The 18,797-nt window shown below is 56.0% G+C and carries 12 protein-coding genes and 3 pseudogenes; 11 read left to right on the top strand and 4 right to left on the bottom strand.

The window, feature by feature from the left end:
- Positions 1-276 precede the first annotated feature (276 nt).
- Positions 277-1,803, bottom strand: coding sequence for an IS1182 family transposase (locus ACP7BS_RS25400; RefSeq protein ID WP_426240306.1), 1,527 nt, complete (start codon positions 1,801-1,803; stop codon positions 277-279).
- Between ACP7BS_RS25400 and tnpA the strand changes: the two are divergent.
- The 3 genes and pseudogenes from tnpA to ACP7BS_RS25385 all read left to right on the top strand — a co-directional run.
- Positions 1,802-2,223, top strand: a pseudogene (gene tnpA, locus ACP7BS_RS25395) (IS66-like element accessory protein TnpA). The gene ACP7BS_RS25400 and the pseudogene tnpA overlap by 2 nt on opposite strands.
- A complete protein-coding gene (gene tnpB, locus ACP7BS_RS25390; protein ID WP_426240304.1) occupies positions 2,204-2,434 on the top strand; it encodes an IS66 family insertion sequence element accessory protein TnpB in 231 nt (76 codons plus the stop codon). The pseudogene tnpA and the gene tnpB (ACP7BS_RS25390) overlap by 20 nt, the downstream one beginning before the upstream one ends.
- A gap of 175 nt (positions 2,435-2,609) precedes the next feature.
- Positions 2,610-3,143 (top strand): annotated as a pseudogene (locus ACP7BS_RS25385) (IS66 family transposase zinc-finger binding domain-containing protein); the annotation flags it as partial.
- A 182-nt stretch (positions 3,144-3,325) separates the two neighbouring features.
- Here the strand turns inward: ACP7BS_RS25385 and ACP7BS_RS25380 are convergent.
- Positions 3,326-3,673, bottom strand: coding sequence for a hypothetical protein (locus ACP7BS_RS25380; RefSeq protein WP_426240303.1), 348 nt, complete (start codon positions 3,671-3,673; stop codon positions 3,326-3,328).
- Between the two features lie 203 nt (positions 3,674-3,876).
- Between ACP7BS_RS25380 and ACP7BS_RS25375 the strand changes: the two genes are divergently transcribed.
- Together ACP7BS_RS25375 and ACP7BS_RS25370 are read left to right on the top strand one after the other, a co-directional pair.
- Positions 3,877-4,278 carry a response regulator gene (locus ACP7BS_RS25375; protein WP_426240302.1) on the top strand — a complete coding sequence of 134 codons (402 nt, stop codon included), beginning with the start codon at positions 3,877-3,879 and terminating at the stop codon, positions 4,276-4,278.
- 20 nt (positions 4,279-4,298) lie between these two features.
- Positions 4,299-6,965, top strand: coding sequence for a PAS domain S-box protein (locus ACP7BS_RS25370; RefSeq protein WP_426240301.1), 2,667 nt, complete (start codon positions 4,299-4,301; stop codon positions 6,963-6,965).
- Positions 6,966-7,450: 485 nt separating this feature from the next.
- Here the strand turns inward: ACP7BS_RS25370 and ACP7BS_RS25365 are convergent, their stop codons facing one another.
- Positions 7,451-8,533 (bottom strand): helix-turn-helix domain-containing protein, encoded by a 1,083-nt coding sequence (locus ACP7BS_RS25365; RefSeq protein ID WP_426240300.1) that lies wholly within the window; start codon positions 8,531-8,533, stop codon positions 7,451-7,453.
- A 1,033-nt stretch (positions 8,534-9,566) separates the two neighbouring features.
- Here ACP7BS_RS25365 and ACP7BS_RS25360 point away from each other — a divergent pair.
- Positions 9,567-13,568, top strand: a complete 4,002-nt coding sequence (locus ACP7BS_RS25360) for a chemotaxis protein CheB (protein WP_426240352.1) — start codon at positions 9,567-9,569, stop codon at positions 13,566-13,568.
- 371 nt (positions 13,569-13,939) lie between these two features.
- A complete protein-coding gene (locus ACP7BS_RS25355; protein WP_426240299.1) occupies positions 13,940-14,539 on the top strand; it encodes a hypothetical protein in 600 nt (199 codons plus the stop codon).
- 171 nt (positions 14,540-14,710) lie between these two features.
- Here the strand turns inward: ACP7BS_RS25355 and ACP7BS_RS25350 are convergent, their stop codons facing one another.
- A complete protein-coding gene (locus ACP7BS_RS25350; RefSeq protein WP_426240298.1) occupies positions 14,711-15,013 on the bottom strand; it encodes a DUF2934 domain-containing protein in 303 nt (100 codons plus the stop codon).
- A 498-nt stretch (positions 15,014-15,511) separates the two neighbouring features.
- On the opposite strand from ACP7BS_RS25350, the gene ACP7BS_RS25345 reads away from it, so the two are divergent.
- From ACP7BS_RS25345 to ACP7BS_RS25330, 4 genes and pseudogenes are all read left to right on the top strand, one after another.
- Positions 15,512-15,775 (top strand): hypothetical protein, encoded by a 264-nt coding sequence (locus ACP7BS_RS25345; protein WP_426232149.1) that lies wholly within the window; start codon positions 15,512-15,514, stop codon positions 15,773-15,775.
- A 208-nt stretch (positions 15,776-15,983) separates the two neighbouring features.
- Positions 15,984-16,232, top strand: a complete 249-nt coding sequence (gene tnpB, locus ACP7BS_RS25340) for an IS66 family insertion sequence element accessory protein TnpB (RefSeq protein WP_426240351.1) — start codon at positions 15,984-15,986, stop codon at positions 16,230-16,232.
- Between the two features lie 62 nt (positions 16,233-16,294).
- Positions 16,295-16,474 (top strand): annotated as a pseudogene (locus tag ACP7BS_RS25335) (IS66 family transposase); the annotation flags it as partial.
- An 815-nt stretch (positions 16,475-17,289) separates the two neighbouring features.
- A complete protein-coding gene (locus ACP7BS_RS25330) occupies positions 17,290-17,583 on the top strand; it encodes a DUF3175 domain-containing protein (protein ID WP_426232258.1) in 294 nt (97 codons plus the stop codon).
- Positions 17,584-18,797: the final 1,214 nt, after the last annotated feature.

The following is an 18,797-nucleotide window of genomic DNA, read 5'->3' as shown; positions in this document are numbered from 1 at the left end:
ACGACTGCTTTCGTGCTCGGGATGATCTAGGCTCAGGAGCTGTTAAATCGTAAGCGCGAATTTCTGCGCACCTTCTGAAGTGCGGTGCTCTCAGGCATGAAGTGTCCACCAAAATCAGACCGTCCTAAAACGTCGAAGGATCGGGTGATACGCGGACTCGTCTTGGACCGATGAGGAATTCTTGGGAATTTCTCTCATTAACGCGATTGGGTCAGTAGGAGACCAAAATGTAGTACCTTAATGGATTTTCCTGCGCTCAAAACGCAGATTTCCCGATTATGCCTTCATAGCGCCTATGAGGTCCGGGATGCTAACAAGGGCGATTGCCCTTCTGATATTATAGGCGACTGCAGTTAGGCTAAACTCTCCCTGAACGTGGTTCAGCCCACGCATCAGGAACGCGCCTTGGTTCATCCATTGCTTAATAGTCCCAAAAGGATGCTCGACGCTTTCCTTTCTCTGACTCATAATATTTGGACGTTGGCTCAGCCTTTCCGCCATGCGATCAAGAACAGCTTCATTCTCCAGGCGCATGATCTGTCGAAAGGCAGTTGGCGTGCATCTGTTTTTGATGGAACATGATTGGCAGGCGATGCGGTTTGCAAAATAGGTTCTTGCAAGACCTCGTTTTTTACCACTCCGACGAGGAGACATGACTGCGCCATTGGGGCAGATATAAGCGTTTATATCTGGCTGGTAGGTGAATTTCCCCTTCGAGAAAAACCCATCGTCTTTTGTCGATCCACGGTTTGGTCTTGGCACATAGGCGGTGATGCCAGCCTTCTCGCAAGCTTCTATGTCTTCGATCTTGTAGTAGCCACGATCGGCAACTGCCTCGATCTGCTCGACACCGAGTAGCTGCATGGCTGACTCAACGGTCGGCGCGAGCAAGCCGATATCGAGAACATTGTTGCTGACTTCTTCCTCAGCGATCAGCTTATGCTTCACGTCAACTGCCAGCTGAACGTTGTACCCAACCCCAACTTTCATCATATTCGGCATAGCCCTGCTATCTGGATCCGTCAGCGATATCTGATCCTCACCTGTGCGGTCCAGCTCGGCAAGCAAACTGCTGAACTTCAGCCGCCTCGTCCTGAGCGCCGCAATCTTCTTCTCAGTGTCACTGCTTCTACCGTTCGAACTGATATTACTGGCCGCTTTCTCCTCGTCGGCATCACCGTCATCAAGCGCTTTCACATAGTCGGAGAGTTTTTCGTCGGCGCGACGTACAAGATCCAACAGCTTTGTGCGCGTGAAGTTGCGATGCCTATTATTGACCGCCTTGATGCGCGTACCATCCACGGCAAGCATTTCCCTGCCGAACAAATCGAGCCGACGACAGACGATGGCAAACTCGCGGAAAATTTGCTTGAAAGCTGCGCAATTCACTCGGCGAAAAGATGCGATTGTCCGATAATCAGGTTTCAGATGGCGCAGCAGCCAGATCACCTCGATATTACGGCGGGTTTCTGCTTCCAGCTTTCGGCTCGAACGTACCCGATTCAAATATCCGTAGAGATAAAGTTTAAGCAGATCAGCCGGATCGTAACCGGGGCGGCCCGTCTCTTTTGCCGTTGCGCGGGAAAACCCAGCGGCGACAAGATCAAGGCTATCCACAAAAGCCTCTATGAGGCGAACCGGATTGTCCGATCCGACATAATCATCAACCGCTTCGGGGAGAAGCAGCAGCTGCGAGCGGTCTGAGCCAGATAATGTGCCATGTAAACAACATACTACGGTTCGCTTACCGTTGGAATCCCACGGAGTTTTTGCACAGTCTGAAATAGGTGGACACCAAATCATGGATGAAGATGCTCCTAAACTGCAGGTGCGGCTTGTTGGTCGCGACGGCCGCCGCCGATATGACCTTGCCTCGAGAGATCAGCTTGTCGCGGCGTGTTTAAAGCCCGGCGTTTCGGTCTCGCGGCTGGCTCTGGAGCACGGCGTCAATGCCAATCTCGTTCGCAAGTGGGTGAAGAAGGCCAGAGAAGAGCGTGCTTTGCCCGCGGTCTCGGCGGTCGCTCCGTTCAGATTGCGTCGGATACGCACACGTCTCTTGCCAGCGGTCGACTGACGGAGGCGGAGCCGATCAGACATTCTCATGCATCCAACAAGGTGAGCGCTCTGCTGCCGAACGGGGTCAGTCTGACCTTGGAATGCAGCGATGTCGATGGACTGGCGGCGATCATAGGAGCGTTGGGTCATGTTCAGACTGGACGCTGATCTCAAGGTCTACCTGCATCGCGAACCGATCGACTTCCGGGCGGGCATCAACAGCCTTGCTGTCCTGGTGCAGGAGGTGATGGAGCTCGATCCCTATGCTCCCGCGGTCTTTGCCTTTTGCAACCGCCGTCGTGACCGGATGAAGCTTTTGTTTTTTGATCGCTCGGGCTTCGTGCTCGTCCTGAAGCGGTTGACCGAGGACAAGTTCTGATGGCCTCGACGCGAGGTGCCGGTCGTTGTGCTGACGACAGAACAGCTTCACTGGATTCTTGACGGCATCGATATCGATGCGATGACCCGCCATCCGGTGCGGCAGTATCGGATTGCCGGTTGAAGGTGGCGCATTGAGCCGTTGACGCCACGAGGCGGTCAGATTCAAGAATGGGATGGTACGGGCCGGCGGTCCTGACATTGCAGTGCTGATGGCGCAGTTGGCGGCAAATGCTGCCGAAATCGCCGCGCTCAAGGCCGAGAAGGCGGCGCTCTCGCGGCGTGTCGTCAAGTTGGAAGAAGAGCTGGCGCTTGCACAGCTGCACCGTTTTGCCCCACGCAGCGAAAAGCACATCGATCGTCTCTTCCACGAAGCCGAAGCGGCCGCGGACGGGGATGATCGTAATTACGGCGATGACGTCGCCGATCTCCCGGATACGGGCCTGCCAGCGGTAGAAGTTCAGGCGGGAAAGAAGCGTGGCCGCAGGCCTTTGCCTGACGACCTGCCGCGCGAGCGTGTCGAATATGACCTCCCTGAGGATCAGAAGTCATGTCCCTGCTGCCAAGGTCAGATGCATCGCATGGGCGAGGCTGTTAGCGAACAGCTCCATATCGAGGTCAAGGCAAAGGTCCTGCAGAATGTGCGGTTCAAGTACGCTTGCCGCCATTGTGACCGCACCGGAATCAACACGCCGGTCGTAATCGCGCCTAACATTCCGCGCCGATTGACATTTCAGAGAGACGTCCAAACCCGCATCATACTTCATGCTGCGCTTCCTTTCTGATGTTTGTGGCTGTTAGAGAACAGACCACGTTTATCATCAGCAGCAAGCGCAGCACCTCCTATCCAAAATTCTCGAAGATGGGCTCAAGCCGAATATCCCATCTGACCCTAGTGCCTACGGGCATGCTCTGTGACAGTAATTGCCAGCGCGACGGTCATCTCCTTAGATTGAATGGCTCCTGCAGGCAACGCACCTCGCGAAAAGGAACGGGTATTCGCTCCGATCGAGCCGGTGACGAACATGAATGGCACCCTGCTGCCGGTCAAACTATCTGCGACTTCGTAGACTGTGTCTTCACCTATCCGAATGTCCAGAACTGCGGCTTCGACGTCGTTGCTGGTAAGAGCCTTGAGGCCACCTTCAGGGCCTGGAAACGGACCGACAACATCGTTTCCCTGGAGTTCCAGCGCGAGCGTCAAATCATTAGCCTGCGGGTAATCGTCCTCGATTACCACCTTTTACCCATCTGAGATCTAAACATCATATTCCTCTCCCGCTGTAGGGTTGTGATCAGGCACCAGTCGAATCGGCGAGCCAACCGTAGGTGCTCCATTGCCACGGCAAACGAGGATGGCGCGACCTCCATCGTACTCGTCGCGCGATCCTTGGGGGAACCTTGTCGTGCCGTCGCAGTTGGAACGCGGAAGGAGCGTGGCCAATGTATCAGTTCAGTCTTTCAGGGAAGAATATCCTCGTGGTTGAAGATGAGTATTATCAGGCCCGCGGTTTAGCGGAGACCCTTTTTCAGCACGGGGCCAAAGTCGTCGGTCCGTTTGCGGTCACAAGTGAATGTGTTCACCTTTGCAGCCGCAGCCTAATCGATGCCGCTGTCCTCGACGTCATGATGGGCAAGACAAATTCGTTTTCGCTAGCTGACCTTTTATCGCGCGAACAAGTCCCATTCATATTTCTCACAGGCTATGAACGAGCGATCATTCCTACTCGCCTTCGGAACGTTCCGCACTATCTCAAACCGTTCGTGGGACAGGATGTCCCGACCGCCGTTGCGCTTGCAATAGTAAGCGGGCGATGCGATCCGACCCAGCGTCCGGCACGATGACACAGCCCGGGATGTCTAATATGCAAGACGAAACGGTCAGTAAATCGACTATGTCCGAGAACCGGGCAAGTGGCGAAGCCGGAGAGTTTGATCCCCTGATAACAAGGTACGCCGATGTGACTTGGGAAGCAGACCCGTCAGGCAGCGTGACCACTAAAAGTCAAAGTTGGTGCGCCTACACCGGTCAACTTGCAGAGGAGATGCTCGGCTTTGGATGGCTCAAGGCCGTCCATCCCGACGATCGGATTCAAGCGGAACATCAGTGGCGCGAAGCCGCGCTCACGGGTCGAGACGTCAATGCGGAGTTTCGCATTAGTCATATGGCGAATGGGTGGCGTTGGGTCAACAGCGTTGCAACGCCATTACGGGACGAGAACGGCCGCATTCGGAAATGGATCGGCATGAACGTTGATATCCATCACCGCAAGCAGGCTGACGAAGAACGCGAGCGACATTTGGCGGATCTCGAGCGCCAGGTCGAAGAGCGGGCTGCGGAGCTGCGCACAAACCGGGATTTCCTTCGTGCGATTATTGACAGTTCGCCCGACATGATCCAAGTCTTTGATGCCGTGCGCGATGAGCATGGTGAGATAGTCGATTTTGCATGGACGCTGAACAATTTCACGTCTGAAAGCAGAAACGGCATCGTCGGGCGAGCTAGCCCCCTTCAACATACTCGGGGCCTCATCCAAGAAGATGACTTCGGCGCTTTCAAACGTGTCACCGAAACAGGCGTCCCTGAGCAGGCCGAACGTCAATATCCCCATCAGCAGCTCGACGGCTGGTTTCTGCAGTCGGTGGTCAAGCTGGGCGACGGAGTCGCTACCACAAGCCGGAACATATCGGTAGAGAAAGGAGCCCAGGCCGAGCTGCTTCGCCTACGTGCCGAAGTAGCCAAAGCGGCGTTGCGGCAGAGCGAAGACCGGTACCGCATCCTGTTCGAATCCATTGTTGAGGGGTTCTGCACTATCGAAATGGAATTCGATGAGCACGGCCGCCCTACGGATTATCGTTTCTTGGAAGTCAATCCAGCGTTCGCCCGACAGACAGGAATCATCGACGCCGTCGGCAGGGCGGCTCGTTCCCTCATTCCCAAGCATGAGCAGTTCTGGTTCGAGACCTTCGGCAGGATAGCGACAACCGGCCAAGCTGAGCGATTTGAGCACCGGGAGGACGCCTTGGGGCGCTGGTACGACGTGTACGCGTTCAGGGTGGGCGAGCCAGAGGACCGCCGCGTCGCGATCCTGTTCCACGACATCAAGCCCCGCAAACTGGCCGAGGAGGCGCTCCGCAAGAGCGACGCACATTCGCGGGCACTGGTTGAAGCCACCTCCGATGTCGTCTACAGGGTCAGCCCCGACTGGGAAGAGATGCGCCACCTTCACGGCCGCGGCTTTCTCGTCGATGCCGAGCGACCAACCGCAAGATGGATGGACGACTACATCTTTCCTGAGGACCACGCTTCGATCCGTGCCGTTATCGACGAGGCGATTGAAAGATGCGCGCCGTTCGAGCTGGAACACCGTGTCCGCCGCACCGACGGGTCGGAAGGGTGGACTTTCTCAAAAGCCGTCCCCATCCTCGGCGACGACGGCGAAATCGTCGAGTGGTTTGGCATGGCGGCGGATGTCACGGAACGTGTCATGGCCCGCAAGGCCGAGCACAAGGCTAACCAGGCCCAGCAGCGCAGCGAGGAACGTTACCGTCTCATTGTCGAGAGCGCGCTCGACTACGCGATATTTACCACCGACCAGGTGGGAAAGGTAGAGGACTGGCCGCCGGGCGCGCAATCGGTTTTCGGATGGAGCCCAGAAGAAATCGTCGGCCAGGATCTAAAAATCACATACACGCCCGAAGACCGTGCGGCGGGCGTCCCGCAGCAGGAGCTTCACGACGCCCTCCACAAGGGCTTTGCTGAAAACGTAAGATGGCACATGCGCAAGGATGGCAGCCGAGTGTTCATCGAGGGTTTCGCTCGGCCGGTTCGTGGCGGCGACACGGGCCCGGAAGGCGTAGTCAAGATCGGGCAAGACGTGACAGCGCGCAAGAAGTGGGAGGAGACCCAGAACGTCCTGGTGGCGGAACTGCAGCACCGCACCCGTAACCTGATCGCCGTCGTCCGCTCGATCGCCAGCCAGACCATGAGCGAGACCGGGCCTACAGCGGACTTCATGGCTCGGTTTGCAGACAGGATGTCAGCGCTGTCGCGAGTGCAGGGCCTTCTCTCACGCTCCGAAATCGAGCCTATTACCCTTCGAACGGTCTTCGAGATGGAAATTTCGGCGCTGGAGTTGGTCGCCGAGCGCGTGTCTCTCTGCGGGCCAGAAGTATTTCTCAAGAACAGCACGGTACAGACATTCGCTCTGGCCATTCACGAACTCGCCACAAACGCCCGGAAGTACGGGGCGCTTTCGGGCGACGATGGAGCGCTGACGATATCGTGGTCTACATATGAGACATCGGATTATGAGGCATCGGATCAGGGGAACCGCCTTCGTGTGGAATGGCTTGAGGAAATCTCCGAACCACGTTCAGTGGAGGTTGCTGTGACAGGAACCGGTTACGGCCGTGAGCTGATAGAGAAGGCGCTTCCCTACGCACTGGCGGCCACGACGACTTACGAGACTACGGAGACACGGCTCCGGTGCACCATCGACGTGCCGATCAAGTGGCGCAAAACAGGGTAATGGAGTTGGCACAGCGCAGCATGTACTCAGGCAAACGGCTGCTGGTCGTCGAGGACGACCTATCGCCCTTGATATGATGACCTGGCTTGAGGGCAAACGACGCCGTGGTAACGGGCGCTTCGGTCGAACGCTTTACGGCACGCGTCCCAATTGCAATGTGAGGCCTTATGACGAACTGCGTTACCGCGAGCGCAAGTCACCCATCCGAAATCATCTGAGCCTGCACTTTACGCGTTGGCTAACCTCGGTAAGCGCACGACCGGCAGTGGTAATCCCTTAAGTCTTGTTACCGAAACCGGCAGACCATTGGAAAATACGCCTTTCGGTGGGAACTAGGAAGGCGCAGTGATGTTCGGGTATGTCGTCGACATTGGGGTTGCAGTGCTACCCGCTTGCTGGCGACATCGTGGAGATCCCTAAAAACCAAATTGGCGTCGGTGGAAACACCGACGTCCTTTCAGTAGAGTGGTCCCCGACCTTCCCGCTCATGGTAAAATGTGTTCGATGTCAGGCTGCGCGCTGGCCCTGCCCACTTCCGCGCGCTGCGGCGGACCCATTAGACGATGGTATTCCGTCTCCGGGACGCCGTAGGCATCATCCGCAAAACCGAGAAGTGCTGTACGGTTTCTAATTGTTATCCTCCCCCGTAATGACCGAATAAATCTTTCACCCTCGAGAAGATGAAGTGCGTCAGTAACTCCTGGGCGTCTCACACCAAGCATTATGGCGAGATACTCATGTGTAATCACAATAGTATCGCCGTCCGTTCGGTCATGAAGCATAAGCAGCCATCGAGCAAGGCGTTGAGGGACCCCGTAGCGTCCGTTGGCAAGCGCCGTATATCCGGCCTGAATGCTAAGCGTCCGGAGAAACCGAATGGCAAGGCTGCGAAGGGTTGGTAACTGTTCGAGGGCTTTTACAAAGTCGGTCGCGGACATCCTTAAAGCCTCCCCGCCAACTTGGATAATGACTTGATACGGACTTCTGCGGTCACCCGCAACAAGGCCGAAGGCTGTCAAACCATCGAGGCCAACGAGGCCGGCCTCAATTCGCTGCCCTTTTGGCGAGATCGCTATAATTGAAGCAACGCATGCCGTCGGGAAATATACCTGCTCGACCTCATGGTGCTGACGTTGGATTTCCTCACCTTGCGGTACCTCAATCACCGAAAGAGCTGGTAGAAGGGCTTTCAGTTCACCACCCGGGAGCATTGCGAGAACGTTATTCTTTCGGGCAACTACCTGCCCACCGGCGTCCAATGGTAAAATCGACCGGAGCGCGGAAACAATCTCGCGCATGTCGAAAGGTTTCCGGATGAACTGCTTTAAGGCGTGTCTGGCAGGCACGATATCCAGATCATAGCCAGTCCCGAAAAAAAACGGCAGTGATAGTCGATCAAGCTCATCTGCTAGTGGGAAAACCATCGCTCCATTTAGGTTGATGTCTAGAATGGCTCCATCGATTTTCTCTGAATCCTGCAAGAGTTGCATAGCTGTTTCAATTGAGGGGGCAGGCCCGACCACCTCTAATCCAAGCGAAATCAGGTCAGCGGCAAGATCGTCCGCCATCATATAATCGTCCTCGACGACCAAGATACGTTTGGCTTTGGAAGTGCTCCCAGTCCCTAACATTGATTACTCCAAGTCTTTCCCGCATCGTTTTGTGCGCAGCCTTTAGGAAAACATGGTGTTTGCCGAGGCTGAATGCATAAGGTACGTCATTGTTCCCCAAATGTGAGGCAAGGACCGATTTCGGCTGTTGTGTACATCCGAGGCGGCGGCCCGGGATTGTGTCTTCAGCATAGGCCACGCTCTCGCTGTGGAACCAAACCGCAGCCGGATAGCCGGCAGTGTACGTTACCGGGCTAAATGTAATGCGGCTCGTCTGAAAGCGGACGGTCCCGACCATGAGTGTAGAAGTCGCCGATTAAAGGCGCAACGCGCGGCGATATCCCGATATGGCTCGGGTATTAGGCCAACATGACGCTTCGCCATGGTGGACAATTAGCTCCGGATCCCGTTCGGCACGTTCCGCACACGTAGGGCCTGTGGCCCCAGTCTGAAACTGTGCTTCTGAATTGTCAGACTTTGTTTTTGAGGCAGCAGTCCGTTGGGCTCGCTTTGATCTTTGCCGAACTTTTACTCGACGCCAGGACGATAAACTCCCGATCGTCAGCGATGGGGCGGTGGCCAGGGGCTTTTTTTCTGGCTACCTGTATCTTCTTATCGACGGCCTGCAGGGCCGCGCATAGAAGGTCGTCGCTAATCTGCTTGACTTTAAAATAGCAATCATTCCACCGTGGCTGTTCCAGACTTAATGTACAACGTCGGCGTTCCGGGTCGCAAACATGCCCGCACCAAAGGAGCGACGTGCCAGATTGACATATTAATCTCGGACATGGGGGCACACAGTATTTTCAAGCCGGGCCCTTACGTGCGGAGGCACGAGTGCTCCTTTTCAACATACTGTACCGCCCCCAGGTCTATGAAAGTTGGGCGGCTGCGGCTATTCACGAATATTCTTTTCTTGCAGGCTTAGAACAGGGATTCACAGTCCGCACAACCCTGAGTTACTAAGTGTTTGAAGGTGCATGATATGAAGATGGCAGACGAGGAGCTAAAGGCACAGGCTAAACAGACATTCATATCTGTCTGCGCGATCGGGGCATCTGCAGGCGGCGTGCCTGCATTGCAAAGTCTTTTTCGACAGGTACCCCCTGACCTCGGCCTTGCCTATGTCGTCATTGTTCATCTTTCCCCGGATGAACCAAGTTCGCTCAGTGAAATTCTCGCAGCGTGTACGCAAATGCCGGTGCTTCAGATAAACGACAGCCCGACGTTGAAGGCGAATTGTGTTTACGTCATTCCACCGGATCGGGAGCTTGTCATCGATGGGGACAATATCGAGGCGCGGCCGTTTAGCGAGCCGAGAGGCCGTCGCGCGCCGATCGATATGTTTTTTCGTTCAGTAGCTGCTGCGAGAGGTGACGGCGTTGCCATTGTCTTGTCCGGGGCAGGCGCAGACGGAGCACTCGGCGTTACTGCCGTCAAGGAGGCGGGTGGCGTCATCATGGTTCAGGACCCAGCCGAGGCGGGTTTCAACTCCATGCCACAGAGCGCGATCGCGACTGGCGCTGCGGACTTCGTCGCTCCCATCGCAAGATTGGCGGAGCGTCTGGCTGAAGTCGCCCACAGTAAGGAAGCCGTACGATCTCTTGATATGTCAGGCTCCGGTAATGATCTCCGTCGCATCATAGCTTTGTTGCGAGCGCGAACCGGTCACGATTTTTCCGCCTACAAGCGCGCCACGGTGATGCGCCGGGTCGTTCGGCGGATGCAGGTCTGCCGAACAGACACGCTCCCCGCCTACGCGGATTACCTGCTCACCACGCCAGACGAGGCACACAACCTGTTTTCCGATCTGCTTATCTCGGTCACGATGTTTTTTCGTGACGAGCAAGCTTTCGAGGCTTTGGCGGGCCAGGCTGTAAAGCCGCTGTTCGATGCGTATGATCAGGAGAGTGATGAAAGCATTCGGGTCTGGGTCATCGGCTGCGCCACGGGCGAGGAAGCTTATAGTGTCGCCATCCTTCTGCGCGAAGAGATGGCCCGCCAAAACGTAAAAATTCCCGTGCAGGTTTTCGCCACCGATCTTGATGAAGGTGCACTGGCTACAGCAAGAGAAGGGCGCTATCCTAAAACGATCGAAGCTGACGTTACTGAAGAACGGCTGGCTCGGTTTTTCATAGACGAGGGAACGCATTTCCGTGTTCGCAAGGAACTGAGGGAGAGCGTGCTGTTTGCAAAGCACAGCGTCCTGAAAGAGCCCCCCTTCATGCGGCTTGACCTCATCACCTGCCGCAACCTGCTCATCTACCTGGAGCGCGCTCTGCAGGCCCAGGTCTGCTCGACTTTTCATTATGGTTTGCGTCCTGGCCGATACCTGTTCCTTGGTTCGGCCGAGACCGTCGATGTGGCTGCCGACCTCTTCGCACCGGTTGATAGACAGGCGCGATTCTACAGCGGGCGCCCGCATGGAGGTAACCTTCTACCAATCCTTCCAAAGTTTGCTGCGCCAGAGCAATTCTCGATCAGCGACAGACCGCCGACGAGCGGTGCGGAGCGAATTGCGCTCCCCACTGCCCTCCACGTAGCAGCACTGGAACACAGCGCGCCGGCAAGCGTACTCGTCGACGACGGACAAAACATCCTTCATTTGTCCTCAAACGCAGGGCGCTTCATCCTTCACTCCGCCGGTCCGGTATCAAAAACGCTGCCGGCGGTCGTAAGGCCGGAGCTTCGGCTGGACTTAGGGATCGCACTGTCGCGAGCCCTTGAAAAGGGTGAACCAACGGTCACCTTGCCGACCGCCGTCGCTTTCGATCAGGGGAGGCGGCGAATTGCTATGCAGGTTACGCCCATCGCTAGCCAGGCACGAAAAGCTGCCCAGGCGCTAGTCTTCTTCCTTGACGGCGGGCTTGTTTTTGAAAGCGAACAACTCGAACCGGTCGGGGACGCACGGCCAGACGAAGTGCGACGGGTCTATGCCGAGCTTAAAGCATCGCAGGAAGCGTTGATGGTCAGCCGGTCTGGGCATGGGTCCGTCGTTCAGGAGCTTCGTGCTGCAAACGAAGAACTGCAGTCAATGAACGAGGAATATCGTTTGACGGCCGAACAGCTCGAAACCTCGAAAGAGGAACTGCAGTCCGTCAACGAGGAGCTGCACACCGTCAACGCCGAATTAAAAAGTAAGCTGGAAAGCATCTCGGCCGCACATAGCGATCTTCAGAATCTTTCTGCTGCCACGGAAATAGGTACATTATTTCTCGATCCTGATCTTCGCATCAAGATGTTTACAGCGCCCGTTGCTGAACTCTTCAACATTACGCGGCATGATATCGGTCGTACCATTACCGATTTTACACATCGTCTCGATTACAACGATATTGACAATGATGCACGACAGGTCCTGAGAGATCTTATCCCGATTGAGCGCGAAGTTGTCAGTCACAGGGGCCGCCAATTCACGATGCGCCTACGACCTTATAGGACCGTCGAGGACCGGATCGACGGCACAGTTGTAACTTTCGTGGATATATCGGACCGGGCACGCGCCGAGCAGGCTCTACGCGTAAGCGAGGATCGCCTGCGCCAGTTCGGAGAGGCGACCCAGGACATTCTCTGGATCCGGGACGCGGAGACGTTCCAGTGGTCGTATCTTACACCGGCGTTTGAAACGGTCTACGGCCTTGATCGCGAGGCCGCTCTACGGGGCGACAACATGGTCGGCTGGCTCGAGTTAATTGTGCCGGAGGACCGTGAACACGCAGCAGAAAGCCTGCGGCGTGTTGGGCAAGGTGAATGGGTAACATTCGAATACCGCATCCAGCGACCCGCTGATGGCGGTATTCGGTGGTTAAGGGATACGGACTTCCCGATTAAAAATGAAAAGGGCCACGTTGCTCATATAGGTGGCATCAGCCACGACGTCACCGATTTGAAGAATACGGAGGAAGCCCTTGCTGCTGCCGAGCGACGTCAGCGTGCCCTTGTAGAAGGTATACCGCAATTGGTCTGGCGTGCCATCGATGGGGGTAAATGGACCTGGTCCAGCCTGCAATGGACCAACTACACCGGCCAGGCTGAGGCAGAAAGTCATGGAGAGGGGTGGCTGGAACCGGTCCACCCCGACGATCGCGAACTGGCGCAGATGAATTGGGGCAACGCCATCGAATCCGGTGGGATGGAAGTCGAATACCGTATCCGCCAGGCCGACACCAACATCTACCGCTGGTTCCATACTCGCGCGACGCCCGTTCGCGACGCGTCCGACGCGATTGCAGAATGGCTCGGCACCTCGACTGACGTTGATGATTTGCGCGGAATGCAGACCCGTCAGGAGGTGCTGGTTGCCGAGCTGCAGCATCGAACAAGGAACCTGATCGCTGTCATTCGCTCCATGGCTGATAAGACAGGCCGCGCCAGCACCGACATGGACGATTTCCGGGATAAATTCCGAGATCGCCTAGATGCCCTGGCACGGGTCCAAGGCCTCCTTTCGCGCCTAAATGGTCACGACCGGGTCACATTCAACGAGGTGATCGAGAGCGAACTATCGGCGATGGATGGTAATGTTGACAGGGTCAGCCTTGACGGCCCCCGGGGCGTCCGCCTTCGCTCTTCCATGGTGCAGACACTCGCTATTGCCCTTCATGAGCTTGCGACCAACGCGATCAAATACGGCGCCCTAGGGCAAGCCACCGGCAAGCTGTCCATCACCTGGTCGCTCGAGGAAAACGGTCCGGGGGGGCAACCGTGGCTTCACATCGACTGGCAGGAAAGCGGCGTCACGATGCCGACCGAGGGATCCGGGCCGAGCGGTAAAGGGCAGGGGCGGGAGCTGATCGAACAGGCTCTGCCGTACCAGCTTGGCGCAAAGACCAGCTATAAGTTGGGACCGGAGGGTGTGCAATGTGCAATCTCGATACCGGTCTCGTCAACCAGATCCCCCTCTCCGAAATCTGCAACCTCTTCTCGGTCACAGAATGCAGAAACTACTTCCAAGCCGCAGGATACGAGGCAGATTAAACGCGACACGCTTTAGTGGTCGAAGACGAGTACATGCTCCCTCGAACTTCGCGACTATCTTTTGGATCTGGGCGCGCTCCTGATAGGCCCGGCGGCACGATAGAAGAAGCCTTGGCCTTGCGGGAGGTTTCGAACATTGATGTGTCGATTCTTGACGCCAACCTCCAGGGCGAGATGGTACTCCCTATTGCCGGGAAACTCGAGGACGAGAACGTGCCGTTCCTGTTCACAACAGGCACAATCTCCTCCAGCGGATGCCATTATAGAACTCTGCCTTAAGGTCGGAAGAGGCGTTGGTCGGGTACCGTACACAGGCTGTCTGGGATTGCAAAGCCGTTGGTGCGGTGACATGGTCGCGTGAGTGCTAGAATTTTTTGGAGAGCTGCCGTGACTCACAACCATGTAGCGCCGTGCGTTCTCAGCCCTGAGGAGCTGGATTTGGTCCAAGGTGTATTCGATCGTATCACCTCGGAGCTCTGGTTTTCGAAGCAACTGTCGCACAGGTCCGATTTTGCACGGTACGTCCTGCGGATGTATGCGCGGGGATTGGTTTGGCCGGAAAAGCTGCAATCCTTTTGCACCCTCGCCGCCCAGAAACATTATTTCGCACCGAACGCCCTTCTTAAGGGGCAGCGCATACTGATTGTGGAGGACGACTATTATACAGCTAGGGAAGCAGCCGAGACGTTAAGTGCGCTCGGTGCGACAGTTGTCGGCCCGATTGCAAACCTTGCGGAAGCGATGAATGTCGCGGGCAACGACATGGAGTTGGACGGTGCTCTGCTCGACGTAAACCTCAACGGACAAATGGTCTATCCGGTAGCGGGATTCCTCAAGATGCACGGCGTGCCGTTCGCGTTCGTGACCGGATATGACGAAGGGGTTTTCCCGGCGGCGTTTCGATCGTCGCACGTGGTTCCAAAGCCGACGGACTGGGCAAGCGTGGCTTTGCAAGTGCTCTGCCGATCGCAGTTGCCCTCTGCCTGATATCGGCAAACCCTTTGGCGCCTCGCAGGAGCAAGAATTGGATCAGTGTCTATGTTCTGAAGTACGTGTTTATCTATAACGATAACGACGGACCTAAGACGCGACCAGCGACGCGGGCAAAGTTTTCGGCAGGCACGGCGGCGAGGTGGGACCCCACCAAACTTCACTTCACTAACTAATCACCCTCTGCTGGCCGACGTGATGAATCGGATTGTCAGGGCCGGCGCCTACCACGAGATTCTTCGGGTTAGAAAAAGCCGGCGGTACACCCGAGCTGGCTCGATCGGGCGGGGGAATTGCCTCTAAATCCATTTCTGGAGGGCGTTGCGAGTTTACTGCATGGGAACCGGTATCGGCGCCATCGATCTCTCGTTCGGCCTGCACCCAGTTGTCTTCATGGCGGCCATCAGGATTGCCCTCGGTTTCCCATAATGAAAAGGCGTGTTCTTTGATAAGTTGCTCGCGGTTTATCACACCTATCTCCTTCACATGGCTTCTAACATAGGCAGTGTGCCACAGTTCCACCGCAGCGGTAGATCTCCTGGCTAGTCTTTTTAGCTCCCTTGGAAGCGAGGACCTCTCAAAGCACCTCGCTTCCAAGCCGGCGCCCAGAGGGGCAAGTGCCGGAGACGCGTGGGAGGGCGCGCCATCATCGAACCCTGAGGGGCGGGTTCGACTGGCTCAAACCGGGAGCGCCGCAGCTTGTTCCCATGCGGAAAATAATTTTATCTAACTCGCAAGCTGTCTCAAGTATCGTCGCCCGAAAATATCATCACCTACCACGCACCATCGATGAATGGTGAACCTACTCCTCAAAAGAAATGCTGTGCCGCGTGGTTGAGCATCCGGTTGAGGCGCCAAGCCAACGAACCGTCATGATGTTCCATGACAGGGCTTCCGCGCGAAGGTGCTGAGCAAATCTCTGGAACAAAGCCGAAAAAGTCTGGTTTACCCCGCTAAGGAGGAGCCGTGATGACAAATACGCCCAAATTGCCAGTATCTGATAAGGATCGTCACCTGCTTTGTCAGGAAGAGGTCGACGGATCACTACAAGACATACTGAACAGAGCGACGACCCACGGCTGGGGAACGTTTGAGACCATCAGTGCCATGGAAGAGGTGCTGAAAAACCTCCGCATCGTGTACACAAACCATCGCCATCCAAGTGAGGATCCGAAAGACGGTAACGAAGGCCATGCCTTTATTCACGGGCGCGGCGGGCACGAAAAAACATGATTTTCTGCGCGGGATCATCTCAAAGCGCGGGATGGGCGCTGATAACGGTGAAGCACACCTACGGCGAGTATTCAGGCGATCCGATCGGCGTGATCCCTTCGGGCGTGAAAGTCTTTCTTGCGAGCCATTCCATCGACTTCCACAAGTGGCCTAACGGTTTGCTGTCACTGGTTCGCGATGCGGGCAGTGACCCGTACAACGGCGCGCGCTGTGTCTGCGGGGCAAAGCGGACCGGATCAAGATCGTGTGGTGGGATGGTTCCGGGCTTTTCCTCTATGCCAAGCGGTTGGAGAAAGTGCAGTTTTGTTGGCAACTATCGGCCACAGCCGGGCCGACGTCACCATGCGCAGCTCTCGCTTTGGTCGATGGAATGGACTGGACGCGGGTTCGTTTCACGCCAGTGAAACGTCCCAAAATGATGGGTAACCCGCTGCGGCGCAGCGAATCAGGTGGCTGAAACCACGGGCGGATTGCAGCAAAATATGCTCTAATCAGACCCATGACGCCACCCGATTCTTGAACGCGGAGGCCGACGAGCGCATCGAGCGGCTGACCCAGATTCTGAAGGCCTTTGATAGAGCCCGCTTTGGACGACGCTCGGAGAAGCTTGCAGCATCAGGGGTCGATGACGAGCAGCATGCCTTTGTCTTCGAAGAAATCGAGGCTGGCATTGCGCCAATCAGGGCCCAGATCACAAAGGCCACGTATCTGCAAGTGACAATGACGCGTTCCGGGGTTGAGAAGTCGATTCCTGAAAGATCAAACGCAGCGGACGCTTACGGCAAGAGATGTCGAATACGTTAAAGGATCGATTTCGCTAGTTCAGCCAACAGAGGGCTTCTAAGCCCGTCTCTCAGTGGTTTTTGTCATTCAGAATAGCAAGAGCTTGCAGCGAACTTTTCCATCAAAGTCGCGGAACATTGCTAAGGATTGGCGGGGTGAAAAAGCGCTCTTTCTCGGATTCAAAGGACATCTATTTTATCGTCGTGCGCTTCCCGTTACCAGCCACTCACTGGGCTTAACGGGATTGCCGCTTTGGGCGGTCCAGTCCCATTGCGGAGTTTTCTCACTACCTCTACGAGATTGCATAAGCGGGGCACTCGCGCTGAACAGCCGCCTTGGAACATTTGAAAGCGGAAGCGGTTTGGGAGTCGACTATACCGGGAAGATCATCCACGCGGTGACAATTCGCCTACACGGACAGGCAGAGCGCGCAGCGGAGCAATACGATGCCGATTGATCGTTGCCTTCGACAAGAGCTGGCTGGAGCGTCGAGCCTGCGCCACGGTCGACAAGAAAAGAACTGGCGGCAAGAAGTCAGGGACGGGCAGGGGGAGGCCGAAAGTCCGATCGAAAAGCGGGCGCGATGGGGGCCCTGCGTCCGCATCTCGTACAAGGGACGAGCGCTCGGCTTTGCTGAAAAGAGCCCCTGCCACATGCGAACGCAACGAAAGCTACGCGGAGCACTGCCGCCTGATGGCTTGCTTAAAATAGGGAACGTCTGGAGCACGAATATGGCAAAGAAATCGAAAAAGAAATGGTCGCAGGACGTGACTGAGAATAGCGATGCAATGGACCTTAAAGATGGTGTCTTCAAAGAGCGCAGTCCCAAGAAAATTGCCGACTCCTTGAAACAGGCCGCAGAGCAGAGCGAACGCCGGAAGGCGAGCCCGTTCCAATCCGCCATGTCGATGCTGACATTCTTCATCAACCGCGCCGGCAAGGGGCTGTCAAAATCGCGGCTGGCGACGCTTGATCGAGCTAAGGACGAACTCAGGAAAGATTTCAACAAACGGCCGAAACGCTGAGTTTTCCGCCATTGACGGGCGAACGATGGCTTGGCGGGAAAGCGGTGAACCCTTCGAAAAACGCTTGGCCCGACCCTCGTCACCACGGCTATGGGCGCCATGGCACGAGGCAGGCCGAACCAGCCTGTTGGCAAGGTGGAACTGATAAGCACGAACATGTGCGTCAAACCAGCTGCTGGACGTTTTCCACACCGGCGTTCGGCTGTTAATCTCGACGAGCTTGTTTCTCGCCGCCCGAAGTCCTGCGGCGGACGAAAACTTGGTCTGGCGGAGCTTGTGCGCCTGCTGAAGTTCGGCTTGGAATGGGGTGAGTTTCGGAAATTGAAGGGTCATGGTTCCAAAACACACCGTCGCTCCCCGGCGTCGTAGCCAAGAGCAGAGGGCATTTGAAAAAGTTGATTAACGATACACCTATTATCAAGCGCTTTTGAGGGTGTTCAAACTGGCTACGATTTAGCCGCAGGAAGCCGTAGCTTCGCAATCGTACCCTTTACATGCTTATGCCGGTTGAAAAGTTCAAGAGCAGAAATATTGCAAGCCGACCTATTACTTGTCCACCCTTCTACACAACGAAAAGGGTCGGCAAAGGAGCAGGTCCCGGGCTTCCAATGGTCCAAGGTCGAATTAAGCGCATCATTCAGCTGCCGTTGCGAGAACTGCGTCTGAAGTCTCCTGACGGTCTCCCCCGCGTCGTCCGCAATTCGGCCTATCAGCAACGATTACCTCAATGCGGATATTTTTTTGTGTCAATTTCGCCAGTTCCGCTCCCGTCCAAGACCAGCGCGTTGTCGTCAACCGCGAGGATCGAAAGCTTGCGCCCTGCCCGGGCGGTTGATGGCTCCTTCTCGGTAGTTGGGACCGGTTCCACCGCCTTCGCCGCGATCGGTAGCTGTACGTACCCTCTCCTCCCTTCGACCTAAGCCTTACGCATTAGCAGCACTGGGCCATCAGACCGGTGACACGAATGGCCGGTATGAAAACGGCGGCCAAAAAGCCGCCTTCCTGTTATAAGTTAGTCATGGTGGAAGCGCGACGTTTCATCCGTAAGGAGGGTGCCTGTTCTATCGTCTTCTACTTCAACCCCAGTCATTCTGGCGCCATAGGGCGATACGCTGGTTTGCCCTGTTCAAAACGTGATATCTTAGGCCGACCCTGATCCCAAAACATGCATCACGAAGTTGAGGCGCGGCTCGCTGGATAGCTCACTCCTCGAA

The sequence above is a fragment of the Pararhizobium sp. DWP1-1-3 genome, from assembly GCF_049896125.1.
GTDB lineage: Bacteria > Pseudomonadota > Alphaproteobacteria > Rhizobiales > Rhizobiaceae > Pararhizobium.
The sequence above is the reverse complement of the archived record's forward strand: the minus strand, read 5'-3'. Positions and strand labels throughout refer to the sequence as shown.

Bases quoted from the DNA above. Each gene is read 5' to 3' on its own strand.
- ACP7BS_RS25400 (WP_426240306.1), bottom strand. From the start codon at position 1,803: ATGATTTGGTGTCCACCTATTTCAGACTGTGCAAAAACTCCGTGGGAT.
- tnpB (WP_426240304.1), top strand. From the start codon at position 2,204: ATGTTCAGACTGGACGCTGATCTCAAGGTCTACCTGCATCGCGAACCG.
- ACP7BS_RS25375 (WP_426240302.1), top strand. From the start codon at position 3,877: ATGTATCAGTTCAGTCTTTCAGGGAAGAATATCCTCGTGGTTGAAGAT.
- ACP7BS_RS25370 (WP_426240301.1), top strand. From the start codon at position 4,299: ATGCAAGACGAAACGGTCAGTAAATCGACTATGTCCGAGAACCGGGCA.
- ACP7BS_RS25365 (WP_426240300.1), bottom strand. From the start codon at position 8,533: ATGGCGGACGATCTTGCCGCTGACCTGATTTCGCTTGGATTAGAGGTG.
- ACP7BS_RS25360 (WP_426240352.1), top strand. From the start codon at position 9,567: ATGGCAGACGAGGAGCTAAAGGCACAGGCTAAACAGACATTCATATCT.
- ACP7BS_RS25345 (WP_426232149.1), top strand. From the start codon at position 15,512: ATGACAAATACGCCCAAATTGCCAGTATCTGATAAGGATCGTCACCTG.
- ACP7BS_RS25330 (WP_426232258.1), top strand. From the start codon at position 17,290: ATGGCAAAGAAATCGAAAAAGAAATGGTCGCAGGACGTGACTGAGAAT.